Source organism: Parafilimonas sp., assembly GCF_051953455.1.
GTDB lineage: Bacteria > Bacteroidota > Bacteroidia > Chitinophagales > Chitinophagaceae > Parafilimonas.
Window position 1 is genome coordinate 1 of sequence record NZ_JBQCIT010000005.1, and the last position, 14,262, is coordinate 14,262.

Below are 14,262 nucleotides of genomic sequence, written 5' to 3' on the forward strand. Positions count from 1 at the left end.
ACACTTTAAGCAAACGGTTTTGAAACATGATCAACTTATCATTTTGCAAGTGCATGATTATACTGCTGCATAAATAAAACAATGAATAAAGCTACGCCAACAGTAGTTACAAGCCAGCTAAGAAAATATTTATTGGTATAGGTGGAGGGAACGCCGTTGTCTATCATTCTTTTCCTGGTAAACAAATAAACAATAACGCGCTGTGCAATGAGTGCCACAAAAAACGATGCTGCAATGGCCGTTAATTTATCAGGGTATTTGCTAACGAGCAGGTAAAATGCCACAACCAGCAAAATGGTAATAACCATGCTTACCTGCGAAAGCTGCATGATGTTTTTTGAAAGCACTTTGCCTTTGTCTTCATCCTTCAATGTTCTGAAAGCATTCAGTTGTATAAAGCGTGAAGCGAAGATGGAGATGATGAGGATGAAGAAAGAATAATCCATTCGTGAAATTAGTTTTTAAACACTTTACTTTAAAGCAAGTTAATAAGATAGCAAAAATTTATTTGCTGATTTTTAAAAAGGTTAACTTGCTTTCGTTCTAAATCTTAAACCTTTTACGTATGAAAAAAGTAAAACCTTATCTCTTAATAATTACAGGATTACTGATTCTGACAGGTGGAATTTTAAGGCAGTATCCAAATTATACGCTCGTTGCAGAAATATTAGTCATAACCGCATTATGCACTGCAATCATTTCTGCTTTATTGGGAAATAGTAAAGTCAAAAGATTATACCTGATAATCATAATTCTTTTGGCTTCATTATTTTTATTATACCCGGTACTTTTCAAATAAAAGTAAATGCAGCACAACAATAAAATATTGTGCTGCATTTTTTACTATTTCAATTTAGCCAGTGCATCTTTAATTCTTGCCCAGCCTTTTTCAATGTTCTGCATGCTGTTGGCGAAAGAGAAACGAACGCAGTTGGGTTCGCCAAATGCATCACCCATTACGCTGGAAACATGTGCTGTGTTTAATAAATACATGCAAAGATCATTGGCATTGGTAATGGTAGTTTCACCATTGCTTTTGCCATAATAGGAACTAACATCGGGGAAAATGTAAAATGCACCCTCCGGTTCAAAACATTTAATGCCCGGAATGGCCTTTACTAATTCAAGTACCTTTTTCCGGCGTTCTGTAAACTGCTCCACCATTTCCATGCTTGGCTTAAGATCGGCGGTAAGCGCCGTAATGGCCGCCCGCTGCGTAATAGCATTGGTGCCGCTGGTAAATTGTCCCTGTATTTTTTCTGTAGCTTTTGCTATGTCGGGATGTGCGGCAATAAAACCAAGGCGCCAGCCGGTCATAGCAAAACCCTTACTTAAACCATTTACAATTATCACCCGGTCTTTAATATCATCAAATTGTGCAATGCTTTCATTTTTGCCAACGAAATTGATGTATTCATAAATTTCATCGGAGATGATGGCAATGTCTGGATGTTTTGCAAACACATCGGCCAAACCTCTCAACTCTTCTTTTGAATAAACGGCACCGGAAGGATTGCAGGGAGAGGAGAACAAAAACATTTTTGTTTTTGGCGTGATGGCAGCTTCCAGTTCAGCCGGGGAAATTTTAAAACCATTTTCCGGTTTGCTGCGTATCTCCACCACTTTACCGCCGGCAATTTTTACCAGTTCGGAATACGTAACCCAGTAAGGCGTTGGAATAATTACTTCTTCATCTTTATCAACCACTGCTAAAATAGTATTGGCAAGGCTTTGTTTGGCGCCGGTTGAAACAACAATATTTTCAGGTTTATAATCAAGGTTGTTATCGCGTTTAAATTTGGTGCATACAGCTTCGCGTAAATCAAGATAACCGGCAACCGGTGTGTAGTGGCTGTAATTATCTTCAATTGCTTTTATAGCAGCCTGCTTTATGTGTTCGGGGGTATCAAAATCGGGTTCACCCAAACTAAGATCGATTACATCAATTCCTTTAGCCCTTAATTCGCGGCCGAGCTTGGCCATTTTCAACGTTTCCGGTTCATTGAAACGTTGCAGTAAAGAAGATAGTTGCATGCTTTTTTATTTTGGGATGCAAATATAGTGTTTAGGAGGGTAGTGCATAAGTTGAATTGTTGGCAGGTTGATAAGTTGACAGGTTATAAATAGCAGGGGATTTACCAATCAACCAATCAACTACTCAACTATTTTTCCATCTTTCATGTGCAGAATACGGTCGCTCATTTGCGCCATTTCTTCGTTGTGGGTTACGATAAGAAATGTTTGTTTGAATTGATTGCGTAGCTGCACAAATAATTCATGCAGTTCTTTGGCATGCACGGAATCAAGATTGCCGGTGGGTTCATCAGCGAAGACAATATCGGGTTTATTGATGAGTGCCCTGGCCACGGCCACACGCTGTTGTTCACCGCCGCTGAGCTGGTTGGGCTTGTTTTCTATCCGGTCTTTTAAGCCTAATGTTTCCAGCAGTTGAATGGCCTGCTGTTCAGTTTGTTTTTTGCCGTTGCCGGCAATCCACGACGGGATGCAAACATTTTCGAGGGCTGTAAATTCAGGCAGCAAATGATGAAACTGAAATACAAACCCTATATGATGATTGCGGAAATCTGCCAGCTTTTTACCTTTTAAATGGTGTACGGCAACATTATTCAGGAATATTTCACCGGCATCTGGCGCATCCAGTGTGCCCAGTATATGCAGCAGCGTACTTTTGCCGGCCCCGGAAGAACCAACAATGCTTACTATTTCACCATGGTTTATGCTGATGTCAACGCCTTTTAAAACTTCTACCTGGCCGTATTTTTTTTTAATATTTTTTGCTGCAAGCATAAGCCTGTCTTCGCCGAAGCGGAGTTTTTTTATAGTTGTTTAAAAAGTGAAAAGCGTGATTTTTAGTGCAATAGCCATTAACAATGTAAGCCTGCAATTTGAAACCGGCGATGCCATATTGTTGCAGTACAAGTGATGCGACGCAACCGTGCTTAACCGGCGTTAATTAGCTTGCAACCTGAAAACATTCAAAAAAGCCCGCTTTTTAAATGATTCAAAGATGAGGCAAATACAACCAATTACACAAATTATTAAGGTTTGGGAAACTATAACAGTTTGGAATAAAAAACTGCGTTTGGTAATTTCATTACAACACTTACTTTTGCGCAAAATTTGAAAGGCAATGTTTTGGACTTTAGAATTAGCCAGCTACCTGGAAGATGCGCCCTGGCCCGCAACAAAAGATGAACTGATAGATTATGCTATACGTTCCGGCGCGCCGATTGAAGTGGTTGAGAATTTGCAGGAACTGGAAGATGAGGGCGAAGTGTATGAAAGCATAGAAGATATTTGGCCTGACTACCCAAGCCAGGAAGATTTCTTGTTTAATGAAGATGAATATTGATTTTATTTAATTATAATTTTTATAACAAACCCCCTGAAATTTTTCGGGGGGTTTGTTATTTTTTGAACTTATACAGTACAAAAATTATTACGCCACTTCTTCCTTTTCCGTTTTGTTATATTCATCCATCAGTTTGCGCTGGAGATCGTAAGGCACCGCCGCATATTCTGAAAAGCTGCTCCTGAATTTGGCCCGCCCCTGCGTTAATGAGCGAAGGGAGGATGAGTAACCATCCATTTCTGCCAGCGGCACTTTGGCCGTTATCTTTTGAAAATTTCTTTCCGCATCAATACCTTCCACAATAGCACGGCGTGTTTGCAGATCGCCCATAACAGCGCCGGTAAGATCGTCAGGGCAAAGCACTTCCACTTTATAAACAGGTTCGAGTATCTGCGGGTCGGCATCTTTAAACGCCTGCCTGAAAGCCTGCAAGCCTGCTATTTTAAAAGAGATATCATTACTGTCAACCGGGTGCATTTTGCCATCATATACACATACGCGGATGTCTCTCGCATACGAACCCGTAAGGGGGCCATTATGCATTTTTTCCATTACGCCTTTTAAGATAGACGGGAGGAAACGTGCATCGATAGCGCCGCCAACAATGCAGTTGTAAAAAACAAGTTTACCGCCCCAATCCAGATCATAGGTGTCGCGGCCGCGTACATTTAAACCATGCGGTTCGGGAATGCCATCGTACCAGGGTTCAATACGCATAAACACTTCACCAAACTGCCCGGCGCCACCGCTTTGCTTTTTATGACGATAGGTGGCATCTGCTTCCCGGCGAATGGTTTCGCGGTAAGGGATACGCGGTTTTTCAAACTTTATTTCTATTTTAAAGTTGTGCTCGATCTTCCATTTGGCAACAGCTAAATGCATATCGCCCTGTGCATGAATTAACATCTGTTTTAATTCGGGTGAAAACTCAACTATCAATGTTGGATCTTCTTCTTTTAACTGGTGTAAAGCCTGCGATAATTTTTCTTCTTCCCCTTTTTTAGTTGATTCTACGGCAACCGTAATATTAGGCGGGGGAAATTCAATCGGCTTTAATTCATAACTTTTGCCTTTTGCATGGAGTGTGTTGTTTACATGTGTATTTTTTAATTTAAGGGTGGCACCAATATCTCCGGCGCAAAGTTCATTTACGTTTGTTCGCTTATTACCTTCTACCAAAAACAACTGGTTTATTTTTTCACTAACGCCCGTGCTTTCATTCTCCAGTTCCATGCCGCTTTTTATGCAACCGGAATATACTTTAAAGAAAGATAGTTCACCTACATGCGGTTCGCTTACCGTTTTATAAATAAACATGCAGGCGGGGCCTTTTTCATCGCAGGGCAATACTTCGTTTTTGATGGTTTGCTGCGGCGGCATTTCATTGGCGCTGGGGCAAACATTATCAATAAAACCCATGAGCCTGCCACTGCCCATATTCCGTTCTGCACTTAAACAAAACAACGGAAATATATCATGGTTGATCATGGCTTTCTTCAGGCCTACTTTCATTTCATCTTCATCAAGTTCGCCTTTATCAAAATATTTTTCCATCAGGGTTTCATCGTTGCTCGCAATGGCTTCCACTAATTCGCGGTGCAGTTCATCAGCCTTTGCTTTTTCATCATCGGGAATAGGCAGTTTTTCAGGTTTGCCGCCGGTATCTTTAAACTTATACATCGTCATACGCAGCACATCAATTATTTCATGAAAACCTGCACCCTGCTGCCGCGGATATTGCACCACCTGCACCTTGCTGCCAAAATGATTTTTGGCTTCGGCAACCGTGCGGTCAAAATCTGCATCATCATCATCTAATTTATTTACGGCAAAAATCATCGGGGTTTTAAACTGTTCAGTATAATCCCAAATAATGTCTGTGGTAACTTCAACACCGTTCACTGCATTTAATAACATAACACCCGTATCGGCCACACGTAAAGCCGATATTACTTCGCCTACAAAATCATCGTAGCCCGGCGTATCAATAATATTTATTTTATAACCGCGCCATTTAGTGTGCAGTAATTTGCTAAAAATAGAATTGCCGCGTTCCTGCTCCAGTTCGTGGTAATCGCTTACCGTATTTTTTTCTGCAACAGTGCCGCGGCGATTGATCAATCCGGCTTCGTATAGCATACACTCCGTTAATGTAGTCTTGCCGGAGCCGGCATGGCCGAGCAAGACAATAGATTTAACGTGTGCGGTATCAAATTCTGGCATAGCATATATTTTATCATTAAGAGAAAGCCATTTGAATGCAGCAATTGCCAATGGCAAAAATTGCCACATTCAAATGGTTTATTACAGGGGAATTTTTAGCGGATATTATTGAACCTGGTGTATAAAATTATCCACCTGCTCACGCAATTCGTTTATTGTATTTTCAAGTGAATGATAATCATCATTCAGGTTTTCGTGATAAATTGAAACGTTATCAGGAAAGAGCGGTGTTTCCGAGACTTCGGCATGCAGCTTACGGTCGTGCAATTTAACTGCATGTTTAAGATCGTGAATATTGATTAGCTGAATGTGCAACTGGTTTTGAAGGTGTTCCAGTTCTGTTTGTTCTTCTTTGGATAGGGGATGATTAACTGCCTGTTGTAATGTTGTTTGCATCTGGTGCAATTCATCACGATGGGAACGCAATGTTTCTCTCCAATCGTTGCATTCCCTGGCAAACTGGGAGATTTCTGTTTCGACCATGGGATTTAAATTTAAGTGAAGAAATACCCGCTGTATGAACAGTTGGGGCGAATTGTTAGAATAAATGTAGAACTAATTTTTATAAAATTCAAGCTAAAAAATTCATGGCGAAAAGCGTTTGAAATCAGTGTTTTATTTAAGGAAAATGCGGTATCTTACCAGATTCTGCGTATGGTTATTTTTTATATTTTGGTTAAAATACAGCCACTCGCCCGTCATGCCCAACTTGATTTGGCACCTGCACTTAAATATTCAGATTGCTGGAAATAAATCTTTCCATTCTGGGTTAAAATCTGTAATCAGTTTATTTTTCCATCTACCGTTCCATTTCTTCAGTTGTTTCTCTCTTGTTATAGCATCTTCAATTCGGCCAAAAGTTTAGTAATAAACAAGTTTATAGCAATTGTATTTTGATGTAAAAGACTTTGGATAAACTTTATTAATGTGTTCAGGGATTCTTGTAAACATATCTGAAGTAACACCAATGTATAATACTTCGTTATGTACATTGGTTAAAATATAAACTGTTCCTCCCAACTGCATAGTGAAATGAAGTACGAATTAAAGGTTTCATTTTTTTGGGCATTGCTATGTAGAGTAAAGAAGAAAAAAGCGTAATAACAGCCTGTATGCCCGGCATGGCCGGGTACCTGAACCTAAATTGTAAATATGTCGATAATATTATTAGTTACCTTAAATGCTGCGAGCAGTTCCTGCCTTCGCAGGAAAGACATGCAAAAGCGTTTATTCGTTTTATCAGCAATAAAATTTATGGTTCTATTACATGCAAGCGATAAAACAATGTAAAACATAAAACACAGCCGGAAATCCTGTCTATACCACGCCCGCAAACTGTTTTAAAAATCTTACATCATCCTGTGAATACAGGCGTAAATCGTTTACGCGGTATTTAAGCTGGCAGATTCTTTCAATGCCCATACCAAAAGCAAAGCCGGTATAAATTTCAGGATCAATATCAAAATTTTTCAGTGTGTTTGGATGCACCATGCCGCTGCCAAGAATTTCTACCCAGCCGGTATGTTTGCACACATTGCAGCCTTTACCGTGGCAGATTAAACAATCTATATCCATTTCGGCGCTGGGCTCTGTAAACGGAAAATAGGAGGGGCGAAAACGTATCTTCGCATCCTTACCAAACATTTCCCGCACAAAAAAGTATAATGTTTGTTTGAGATCGGCAAAGCTTACATTTTCTGCCACATATAAACCTTCCACCTGGTGAAAGAAACAGTGCGCCCTTGCGCTGATAGTTTCATTCCTGTAAACACGCCCGGGGCAGATAATCCTGATCGGCGGCTTTTGTTTTTCCATTACCCTTGCCTGTACACTACTGGTATGTGTGCGTAAAAGCCAGTCAGGGTTTTTCTGCACATAAAACGTATCCTGCATGTCGCGGGCAGGATGGTTTTCAGGCATATTCATTGACGTGAAATTATGCCAGTCATCTTCAATTTCCGGTCCTTCCGCCAATATAAAACCAAGTCTGCTGAAAATGGAAATAATCTGGCTGCGCACAATGCTTAAAGGATGGCGTGTGCCAATAGTTATGTCATCGCCGGGTAAAGTATAATCAATGTTTTTAGCTGATGGCTGATGGCTGATAGCTGATAGCTGTTTCAGCGTTTCATATTTTGCTTCGGCAAATTGCTTAAAGCTGTTTAATAATTGCCCGGCCTCTTTTTTCTTATCAGCCGGTACGTTCTTCATTTCCTGCATTATATTTTTTACAATGCCTTTTGTGCCAAGATATTTTATGCGGAAGGTTTCTGCGGCTTCACCGTTTTCACCTGCAAATGCTTCTATTTCTTTTTTATATTGATCAATTTGCGCTGATAATTCCATGACGCAAAGATAAGTATAGCCTGCATTTCAGAAATTGTTTGTGTGCTCAAAGCAGTTTTAAATCTTGTTTTATAGAGAATAGAACGTTAATAATGCGTATAAGAGCTACAGCTTCACCATTCGTTTTTTTGATAACTTTTTTTAAATATTGAAGGACTGAATATTTTATTAAACGCTAACGCACTACATTTATCCACATAAAACTTACTTATGCTTAAAACAATTCAAACCTTTACTGCCAAATTTTTAAGTTTAGCTGCTGCGCTGTTTTTTTTCAGCACCCTTAATGCACAATTCAACCTTAACGATAAAATTGCTGTTGACAGTAATGTTGTGGTTGGCAAACTTTCCAATGGCTTAACCTATTACATACGTCAAAATAAAAAGCCTGAAAACAAAGTGGAATTAAGGCTCGTGGTGAATGCAGGCTCTGTGCTGGAAGACTCGTCACAACAAGGCCTGGCGCATTTTATGGAGCACATGAATTTTAACGGCTTAAAACATTTTCCAAAAAATGAAATTGTAAATTACCTGCAATCAATTGGCGTGAAGTTTGGCGCCGACCTGAATGCTTACACGGGATTTGATGAAACCGTTTATATCCTTCCCATTCCTTCTGATGATGCTGCCAAACTTGACAGCGGGTTTACTATCCTGGAAGACTGGGCAGGCAATGCTTTGCTTGATACATCTGAAATAAACAAAGAAAGAGGTGTGGTGCTGGAAGAAAGCCGTTTGGGTAAAGGCGCGGGTGAACGTATGCGCACCAAATATTTTCCCGAATTATTCAATGGTTCTTTATATGCAAAACGTTTACCTATTGGTATTGATGATACCTTAAGAAGTTTTAAGCCTGCAACACTGGAACGTTTTTATAAAACATGGTACCGTCCTGATTTGCAGGCCGTGGTTGTTGTGGGTGATATAGATCCGGCCGTTGCCAAACAAAAAATAGAAGCACATTTTGGCCATTTTACCAATCCTGCCAATGCAGCGCCAAGGCCTTCCATTATTCCAATACCTGTGCGCACAAAAAATAAAGCGATGGTGCTAACGGATAAAGAACAAACAAACACTATACTGCAGGTGTTTAATTATGTTGAAAGAGACACGCCTGTGGTTACCTGGAACGATTACAGGCAATCGGTTGTGGAAGGATTATTTAATGCTATCATAAGCCAGCGCCTGCGGGAATTAACGCAACAGGCCAATCCACCATTTTTGTTTGCGGGCACCAGTTTCCAGGAATTTATACGGGGTTACCGGGCCTTTACAACTTTTATATTTTTAGGTGATAAGCCTATGCAGGCTGCTATCGATTCTGTTATTAAAACAACAGAAAGTGTAAAAAAATATGGCTTCCTGCAAGCTGAGCTGGACAGGGCTAAACTGAGTTTACTTAATCAAACGGAAGCAGCCTATAAAGATGCTGATAAAACAGAATCATTCCGCTTTGTAGATGGATATGTAAATAATTTCCTGGAAGGCACGCCCATACCAGGTATTGCCAACCGGTATAAATTTTTACAGCAGGCGCTGCCGGATATAACCCTGGCTGAAGTGAACGCCATTGCTAAAAAGATGGAGAGCACGCAGGGCAAATTTGCTTTATTAATGGCGCCTGATAATGCCAAAGATTTACCAACGGATGAAAGTTTATTAACCATGCTGAATGATGCGTATAAATTGCCTGTAATGGCTTATACGGAAAATGCTGTTGGCAATTCGTTGCTCGATAAGCAACCCGTTGCCGGTAAAATTACCAGTGAAAAAAAGAATGCCGAATTGGGTATAACCGATATTACTTTCAGCAATGGTATTTCCGTAACCTTAAAGCCAACTACATTTAAGAATAACGAAATTCAGTTTGATGGCTGGCGTTGGGGCGGTTATCAAAACTTTCCTTTATCTGATAAGTTCAGTGCTATAAATGCAGCAAGCATTGTACAATCTATGGGCGTAAGCAATATGTCGCCAACAGACCTTAATAAATTTATGGCTGGTAAAACTGCCGGCGTTCAGCCATATATCAACACATCAGAAGAAGGCATACAAGGCAGTTGTAATGTAAAAGATGCAGAAACCATGTTGCAGTTACTTTATTTATATGTAACAGCGCCAAGAAGAGATGATAATTTGTTTAAAGCATTTATATCCTCTCAAAAAGGATTTATTAAAAACCTTGCTGCCAATCCCAATTCTTATTTCAGTGATACGCTCACAAAGGTGATGTATAATAACAATCCCTGGGCTTCGGGCCTTCCAAAAACTACAGATTATGATGCCATCAACCTTGATACCGTAATGGCTGTTTATAAAAGGATTTACAGCAATATGTATGGCATGCACTTTACGTTTGTGGGCAATATGAATGTTGATTCCATTAAACCCTTGCTGGCATTATATCTTGGCAGTTTACCCGGCAAACAGAAGGAAAATAAATTCACTGATGTTGGTTTAAGACCGGTAAAAGGTGTAAAAGATTTTACAGTGCAAAAAGGCAATGAACCACGCAGTCTTGTCAATATTATTTTCACGGGCGATGCAAAGTTTAATTATGAAGACGCATTAAAGCTGGACATGCTTACCGAAATAATGAACATTAAAATAATAGAACAACTGCGTGAAGCCATGAGTGGCATTTATGGTGGCGGCATGGGCGGTTCAATAACGCCAAGGCCTTACGACCATTACAGCGTTACAGTGCGGTTTCCCTGTGCGCCTGAAAATGTTGATACTCTAACAAAGGCGTTATTTGCCATTATAAAAGATGTGCAGCAACATGGTGTTACAGAAACTTATCTTGAAAAGGTAAAAGCCAATATCAGGGAGCAATATGCAACAGATATAAAGAACAATGATTACTGGCTTTCCAACCTTAGCAGCGCATTTATTGATAAGCAAAATCCTGGCTGGATATTGAAATATAATGAAGCGGCGCAGGCTGTAACTGCAAAAGATATACAGGCTGCTGCAGTTAAATATTTAAATATGAACAATTATGTGAAAGCGGTATTGATGCCGGAGAAACAATAATATCTTTAGTACATTATTTTATGCCCCATTGTAATTTTACAATGGGGCATTATTTTATGGTTTTACTGCTATCATTGATATTTCGATATTAACGTGCGCCGGTAAATCTGCAACCTGTATAGTTTCCCTTGCAGGATAAGGTTTTTTAAAGTAATCACTATATACTTTATTCACAACAGCATAATCATTCATATTTTTTAGAAAGATGCTGCTTTTAACAACATGATTGAAATCAGAGCCGCTTGCTTTTAAAATGGCTTCAAGGTTTTTCATTACCTGGTTCGTTTCGGCCTCTATATTTTGCATTACCAATTCGCCGGTTATAACGTCCCTTGCCAATTGGGCTGACAAAAAAATAAAATTACCTGTTACTGTTGCCTGGCTGAAAGGCCCCATGGGTTCTGGCGCTTTTGTAGTATGAATTGATGTTTTCATAAAATTTGTTTATTGAATTTTCCTGAGTGTTGCCGTAAGATGGTTTTGAAAACCGGCTTCCTGTGTAGCCATATTCAATTGATAATGCAATACATTTTCTTCAATTGAAAATATGCGCTGCGCCTGGATTGTTTTTATATCATTTAAAATACCTGTGTTATCAAAAATGAATTTGCCGGCTGCAGATGCTGTTAGTGTAAGCGTTTCCATGCGGCCGCCGATTTGTGCACTATGCAATGACACCATATTGTTTTTTAAAATAATGAAACCTGTATCCCAAAAAACTGTATGGCTGTTATCAGCGGTTTCATTTTTATACCAGGTTTTCTGATTGAAGAAGATGGCTTCTTTATCATCATCAGGAATAAACTCCAGTTGTTCTGCGTATGCCGTATTTGTAATGGTTGGGAATTTTGCATAACCTTCTCCCTGCCATTTACCACGGAGCGATTGTTTGAGCATTAAAAATTTTTCTTTCATGCAGTAAAATAAAGTAGTTTTAAACAGGAACATTTCAGTATGCAATGAAATGTGATTGTTATGAAAGATGATTTTAAACTCGTTGCTTCATTAATTGGCGATCCCGTGCGGGCAACCGTTTTATGGGAGTTGCTTGACGGAAAGGCGTTTACTGCAACAGAACTGGCTATTGCAGCAGATACGTCTGCCTCCAATATCAGTATGCATTTATCTAAACTCATGAATGCAGGTTTGCTTGTTGCAGAAAGCCAGGGACGCCATCGTTATTATAAATATGCAACACAGGAAATTGCGTATGCAGTAGAAGCATTGTCAACTTTAATTCCTGCTTCTTCAAAAAAAACAAAAACCGTTACCGGCATTACACCAATACAGCAATGCAGGACCTGCTACGATCATCTTGCCGGCAAAACAGGCGTTGCTATAACAGATGCCATGCTGAAACAAAGATTGATTATGCTGAAAGAAAATAGATTCGCACTTACAAAAAAAGGTGATCAATGGTTTAATGATTTGCACATTGATACGGCATCGCTGCAAGTGCAGCGAAGAAGCTTTTTAAGGCCTTGCCTTGACTGGAGTGAACGGCGTTATCATATAGCAGGCTCGCTCGCTGCAGCTTTTTTAAATAAAATGCTGCAGCAGGATTGGCTGCGCACCACAAAAAATTCAAGGGTGATTATTGTAACGGCAAAAGGGCAGAAAAATCTGTATGATAAATTGAAGGTTATTGTGTAACAAGCAGCAAGCTCAAAATTTATTTTGTTCTGTGCTGCTGAATGTAATCGGCCATTGTGTTTACATCAATCAGCACTTTGCGGCCTTCTTTCGGGTCTTTAATCGTAATGCCATATTCGCGGTTAAGCAACACAATCAGCTCAAGGGAATCTATTGAATCAAGGCCAAGCCCTTCACCAAATAATTCGGCATCGTCTTTAATATCTTCGGGTGTAAGATCGGTTAAGTTTAAAAACTCTATGATTTGTTTTTTTAGCTGAAGTTTCAGTTCTGAGGTTTCCATTTAAATAAATCTTTTTCTTTTTAGTTGCAGCAAGGCCATTAGTTGTAAAGCAACTGCAATAATAATGATAAATAAAATATACATGGCAATGTTGCCAAGTTTGCCATTCTGCAAAAATAAACCGTAATAAGCCTGGAGGCACCAATGCAAAGGTGAAATGCTGCTTAAACTTTTAAAGCCTTGCGGCATAATAAAATCGGGCACCATTAAACCGCCGATTAGGGAAAGTATAACAACAGACACCGATCCGAATGCGCTTGCCTGTTCCTGGGTTTTTGCAAATACACCAACACATAACGCATAACTTACCGCACACCAGCCACACACGAGTGTAACAATTATTAAGCCTGCAACATCGTTGGGTAACTGCAATGCAGGCAAGCCTATAATCGGAAACACTAAAATGCCGATGGCAAAAATTAATGCTGCTTGTATAAATGTTACGGCGAGGTAAGTAATTTGTTTTGATAAGAGTGAAATATAATAACTCGTTGGCAAGGTTCTTAAACGTATAAATGCACCGCTTTGTTTTTCACGTACTATGCCTGCGCCAAGTGACATTACTACAAAGAACATAGCGAAGATGGTCCACGAAGGAACGTTGTGCTGTGTAGCATTTAAATTAGTTGCCTCCCCGTTTGATGTAAGGGGAATTTCTTCAAGGCTGATATTGTTTTTAAGCAACTGATTTTTTAATGAATCGGGCAGGGGTGTTTCGTTGATGGCGAGATATAATTGTTTTAATACTTCCTGGCTTTGTATTATTTGTAAAGCGCTTAATACGGCGCCTTCAACAGATGCTTTAAGTGATTGCTGCAAGGCCGGGTTGTAATAAAATTTTAAATGATTCTTATTATGGTTGGAAATGATTGTTGTGGTATCGCCTTCCAAACCAAAAGATTGCAAAGCCTTGCCTGCCGTTTGTTTTGAAGTTGCCAGTATTTGTTGTGAAAAACCATCATGGATGATGATACTTCCCGCCATGTTTTTCTTTAAAATATCATTACGCAACTGCACTTCATTTATATTCCTGTAAAAAGAAAGATTGAATAAACCGGTTGAGTCAAGTGCATCAATAAATCCCTGGCTTATAACACCGGTGTCTTTATTACAAATGCTGATGGATAGCGTGCTTTTATGCGTTACATCAAAATTGCTGTCTTGAATACCTGTTACAACCAGCACCAGTAAAACAGGCATGGCAAACATGAGCAGCAAACCTGTTTTATCGCGAAACAAAATGCGCACATCTTTTTGTATGGTTGCCAGCAACTTCATTTGTATATATCTTTTTTTTCAATGGTCTTATGTAACCCTGCTATACACATTCTGTTTGCGGATAAAAAAA

General features: G+C 39.6%; 15 protein-coding genes. 4 read left to right on the forward strand and 11 right to left on the reverse strand.

Annotated features, from left to right (window positions below):
• Nucleotides 1-38 precede the first annotated feature (38 nt).
• The 3 genes from ACTHN6_RS00835 to ACTHN6_RS00845 all read right to left on the reverse strand — a co-directional run bounded on the left by ACTHN6_RS00835 (nt 39) and on the right by ACTHN6_RS00845 (nt 2,808).
• Nucleotides 39-446 (reverse strand): hypothetical protein, encoded by a 408-nt coding sequence (locus ACTHN6_RS00835; protein WP_440433810.1) that lies wholly within the window; start codon nt 444-446, stop codon nt 39-41.
• Between the two features lie 397 nt (nt 447-843).
• The gene (locus tag ACTHN6_RS00840) at nt 844-2,034 is read right to left on the reverse strand and encodes a pyridoxal phosphate-dependent aminotransferase (protein ID WP_440433811.1); all 1,191 of its coding nucleotides are present in this window, start codon (nt 2,032-2,034) and stop codon (nt 844-846) included.
• Nucleotides 2,035-2,154: 120 nt separating this feature from the next.
• Complete coding sequence (locus ACTHN6_RS00845; RefSeq protein WP_440433812.1) at nt 2,155-2,808, reverse strand: ABC transporter ATP-binding protein; 654 nt, start codon at nt 2,806-2,808, stop codon at nt 2,155-2,157.
• A 343-nt stretch (nt 2,809-3,151) separates the two neighbouring features.
• Here ACTHN6_RS00845 and ACTHN6_RS00850 point away from each other — a divergent pair, with 343 nt between their 5' ends.
• Nucleotides 3,152-3,373: a DUF2795 domain-containing protein gene (locus tag ACTHN6_RS00850; RefSeq protein WP_090660403.1), complete on the forward strand. Its 222-nt coding sequence runs from the start codon at nt 3,152-3,154 to the stop codon at nt 3,371-3,373.
• A gap of 87 nt (nt 3,374-3,460) precedes the next feature.
• Here the strand turns inward: ACTHN6_RS00850 and ACTHN6_RS00855 are convergent, their stop codons facing one another.
• Nucleotides 3,461-5,665, reverse strand: coding sequence for an elongation factor G (locus tag ACTHN6_RS00855; RefSeq protein WP_440433813.1), 2,205 nt, complete (start codon nt 5,663-5,665; stop codon nt 3,461-3,463).
• A 36-nt stretch (nt 5,666-5,701) separates the two neighbouring features.
• Nucleotides 5,702-6,079 (reverse strand): hypothetical protein, encoded by a 378-nt coding sequence (locus tag ACTHN6_RS00860; RefSeq protein ID WP_440433814.1) that lies wholly within the window; start codon nt 6,077-6,079, stop codon nt 5,702-5,704.
• 15 nt (nt 6,080-6,094) lie between these two features.
• On the opposite strand from ACTHN6_RS00860, the gene ACTHN6_RS00865 reads away from it, so the two are divergent.
• Nucleotides 6,095-6,349: a hypothetical protein gene (locus ACTHN6_RS00865; RefSeq protein WP_440433815.1), complete on the forward strand. Its 255-nt coding sequence runs from the start codon at nt 6,095-6,097 to the stop codon at nt 6,347-6,349.
• A 108-nt stretch (nt 6,350-6,457) separates the two neighbouring features.
• On the opposite strand, the gene ACTHN6_RS00870 is transcribed toward ACTHN6_RS00865, so the two are convergent.
• Both ACTHN6_RS00870 and pheS read right to left on the reverse strand, forming a co-directional pair.
• A complete protein-coding gene (locus ACTHN6_RS00870) occupies nt 6,458-6,622 on the reverse strand; it encodes a GIY-YIG nuclease family protein (protein ID WP_440433816.1) in 165 nt (54 codons plus the stop codon).
• 291 nt (nt 6,623-6,913) lie between these two features.
• Nucleotides 6,914-7,942 carry a phenylalanine--tRNA ligase subunit alpha gene (pheS, locus tag ACTHN6_RS00875; RefSeq protein ID WP_440433817.1) on the reverse strand — a complete coding sequence of 343 codons (1,029 nt, stop codon included), beginning with the start codon at nt 7,940-7,942 and terminating at the stop codon, nt 6,914-6,916.
• Nucleotides 7,943-8,152: 210 nt separating this feature from the next.
• On the opposite strand from pheS, the gene ACTHN6_RS00880 reads away from it, so the two are divergent.
• Nucleotides 8,153-10,978 (forward strand): M16 family metallopeptidase, encoded by a 2,826-nt coding sequence (locus ACTHN6_RS00880; protein ID WP_440433818.1) that lies wholly within the window; start codon nt 8,153-8,155, stop codon nt 10,976-10,978.
• A gap of 54 nt (nt 10,979-11,032) precedes the next feature.
• Here ACTHN6_RS00880 and ACTHN6_RS00885 read toward each other — a convergent pair whose 3' ends face one another.
• A complete protein-coding gene (locus ACTHN6_RS00885; protein WP_440433819.1) occupies nt 11,033-11,413 on the reverse strand; it encodes a Rid family detoxifying hydrolase in 381 nt (126 codons plus the stop codon).
• Between the two features lie 9 nt (nt 11,414-11,422).
• Entirely contained in the window at nt 11,423-11,893 is a 471-nt protein-coding gene (locus ACTHN6_RS00890) for a heme-binding beta-barrel domain-containing protein (RefSeq protein ID WP_440433820.1), read from the reverse strand.
• Nucleotides 11,894-11,953: 60 nt separating this feature from the next.
• Between ACTHN6_RS00890 and ACTHN6_RS00895 the strand changes: the two genes are divergently transcribed.
• Nucleotides 11,954-12,631: an ArsR/SmtB family transcription factor gene (locus ACTHN6_RS00895; protein WP_440433821.1), complete on the forward strand. Its 678-nt coding sequence runs from the start codon at nt 11,954-11,956 to the stop codon at nt 12,629-12,631.
• A gap of 19 nt (nt 12,632-12,650) precedes the next feature.
• Here the strand turns inward: ACTHN6_RS00895 and ACTHN6_RS00900 are convergent, their stop codons facing one another.
• On the reverse strand, nt 12,651-12,914 hold the full coding sequence (locus ACTHN6_RS00900) for a phosphopantetheine-binding protein (protein WP_090660379.1): 264 nt from the start codon (nt 12,912-12,914) through the stop codon (nt 12,651-12,653).
• On the reverse strand, nt 12,915-14,192 hold the full coding sequence (locus ACTHN6_RS00905; protein ID WP_440433822.1) for an ABC transporter permease: 1,278 nt from the start codon (nt 14,190-14,192) through the stop codon (nt 12,915-12,917).
• Nucleotides 14,193-14,262 lie beyond the last annotated feature (70 nt).

Bases quoted from the DNA above. Each gene is read 5' to 3' on its own strand.
- ACTHN6_RS00835 (WP_440433810.1), bottom strand. From the start codon at position 446: ATGGATTATTCTTTCTTCATCCTCATCATCTCCATCTTCGCTTCACGC.
- ACTHN6_RS00840 (WP_440433811.1), bottom strand. From the start codon at position 2,034: ATGCAACTATCTTCTTTACTGCAACGTTTCAATGAACCGGAAACGTTG.
- ACTHN6_RS00845 (WP_440433812.1), bottom strand. From the start codon at position 2,808: ATGCTTGCAGCAAAAAATATTAAAAAAAAATACGGCCAGGTAGAAGTT.
- ACTHN6_RS00850 (WP_090660403.1), top strand. From the start codon at position 3,152: ATGTTTTGGACTTTAGAATTAGCCAGCTACCTGGAAGATGCGCCCTGG.
- ACTHN6_RS00855 (WP_440433813.1), bottom strand. From the start codon at position 5,665: ATGTGGCAATTTTTGCCATTGGCAATTGCTGCATTCAAATGGCTTTCT.
- ACTHN6_RS00860 (WP_440433814.1), bottom strand. From the start codon at position 6,079: ATGGTCGAAACAGAAATCTCCCAGTTTGCCAGGGAATGCAACGATTGG.
- ACTHN6_RS00870 (WP_440433816.1), bottom strand. From the start codon at position 6,622: ATGCAGTTGGGAGGAACAGTTTATATTTTAACCAATGTACATAACGAA.
- pheS (WP_440433817.1), bottom strand. From the start codon at position 7,942: ATGGAATTATCAGCGCAAATTGATCAATATAAAAAAGAAATAGAAGCA.
- ACTHN6_RS00880 (WP_440433818.1), top strand. From the start codon at position 8,153: ATGCTTAAAACAATTCAAACCTTTACTGCCAAATTTTTAAGTTTAGCT.
- ACTHN6_RS00885 (WP_440433819.1), bottom strand. From the start codon at position 11,413: ATGAAAACATCAATTCATACTACAAAAGCGCCAGAACCCATGGGGCCT.
- ACTHN6_RS00890 (WP_440433820.1), bottom strand. From the start codon at position 11,893: ATGAAAGAAAAATTTTTAATGCTCAAACAATCGCTCCGTGGTAAATGG.
- ACTHN6_RS00895 (WP_440433821.1), top strand. From the start codon at position 11,954: ATGAAAGATGATTTTAAACTCGTTGCTTCATTAATTGGCGATCCCGTG.
- ACTHN6_RS00900 (WP_090660379.1), bottom strand. From the start codon at position 12,914: ATGGAAACCTCAGAACTGAAACTTCAGCTAAAAAAACAAATCATAGAG.
- ACTHN6_RS00905 (WP_440433822.1), bottom strand. From the start codon at position 14,192: ATGAAGTTGCTGGCAACCATACAAAAAGATGTGCGCATTTTGTTTCGC.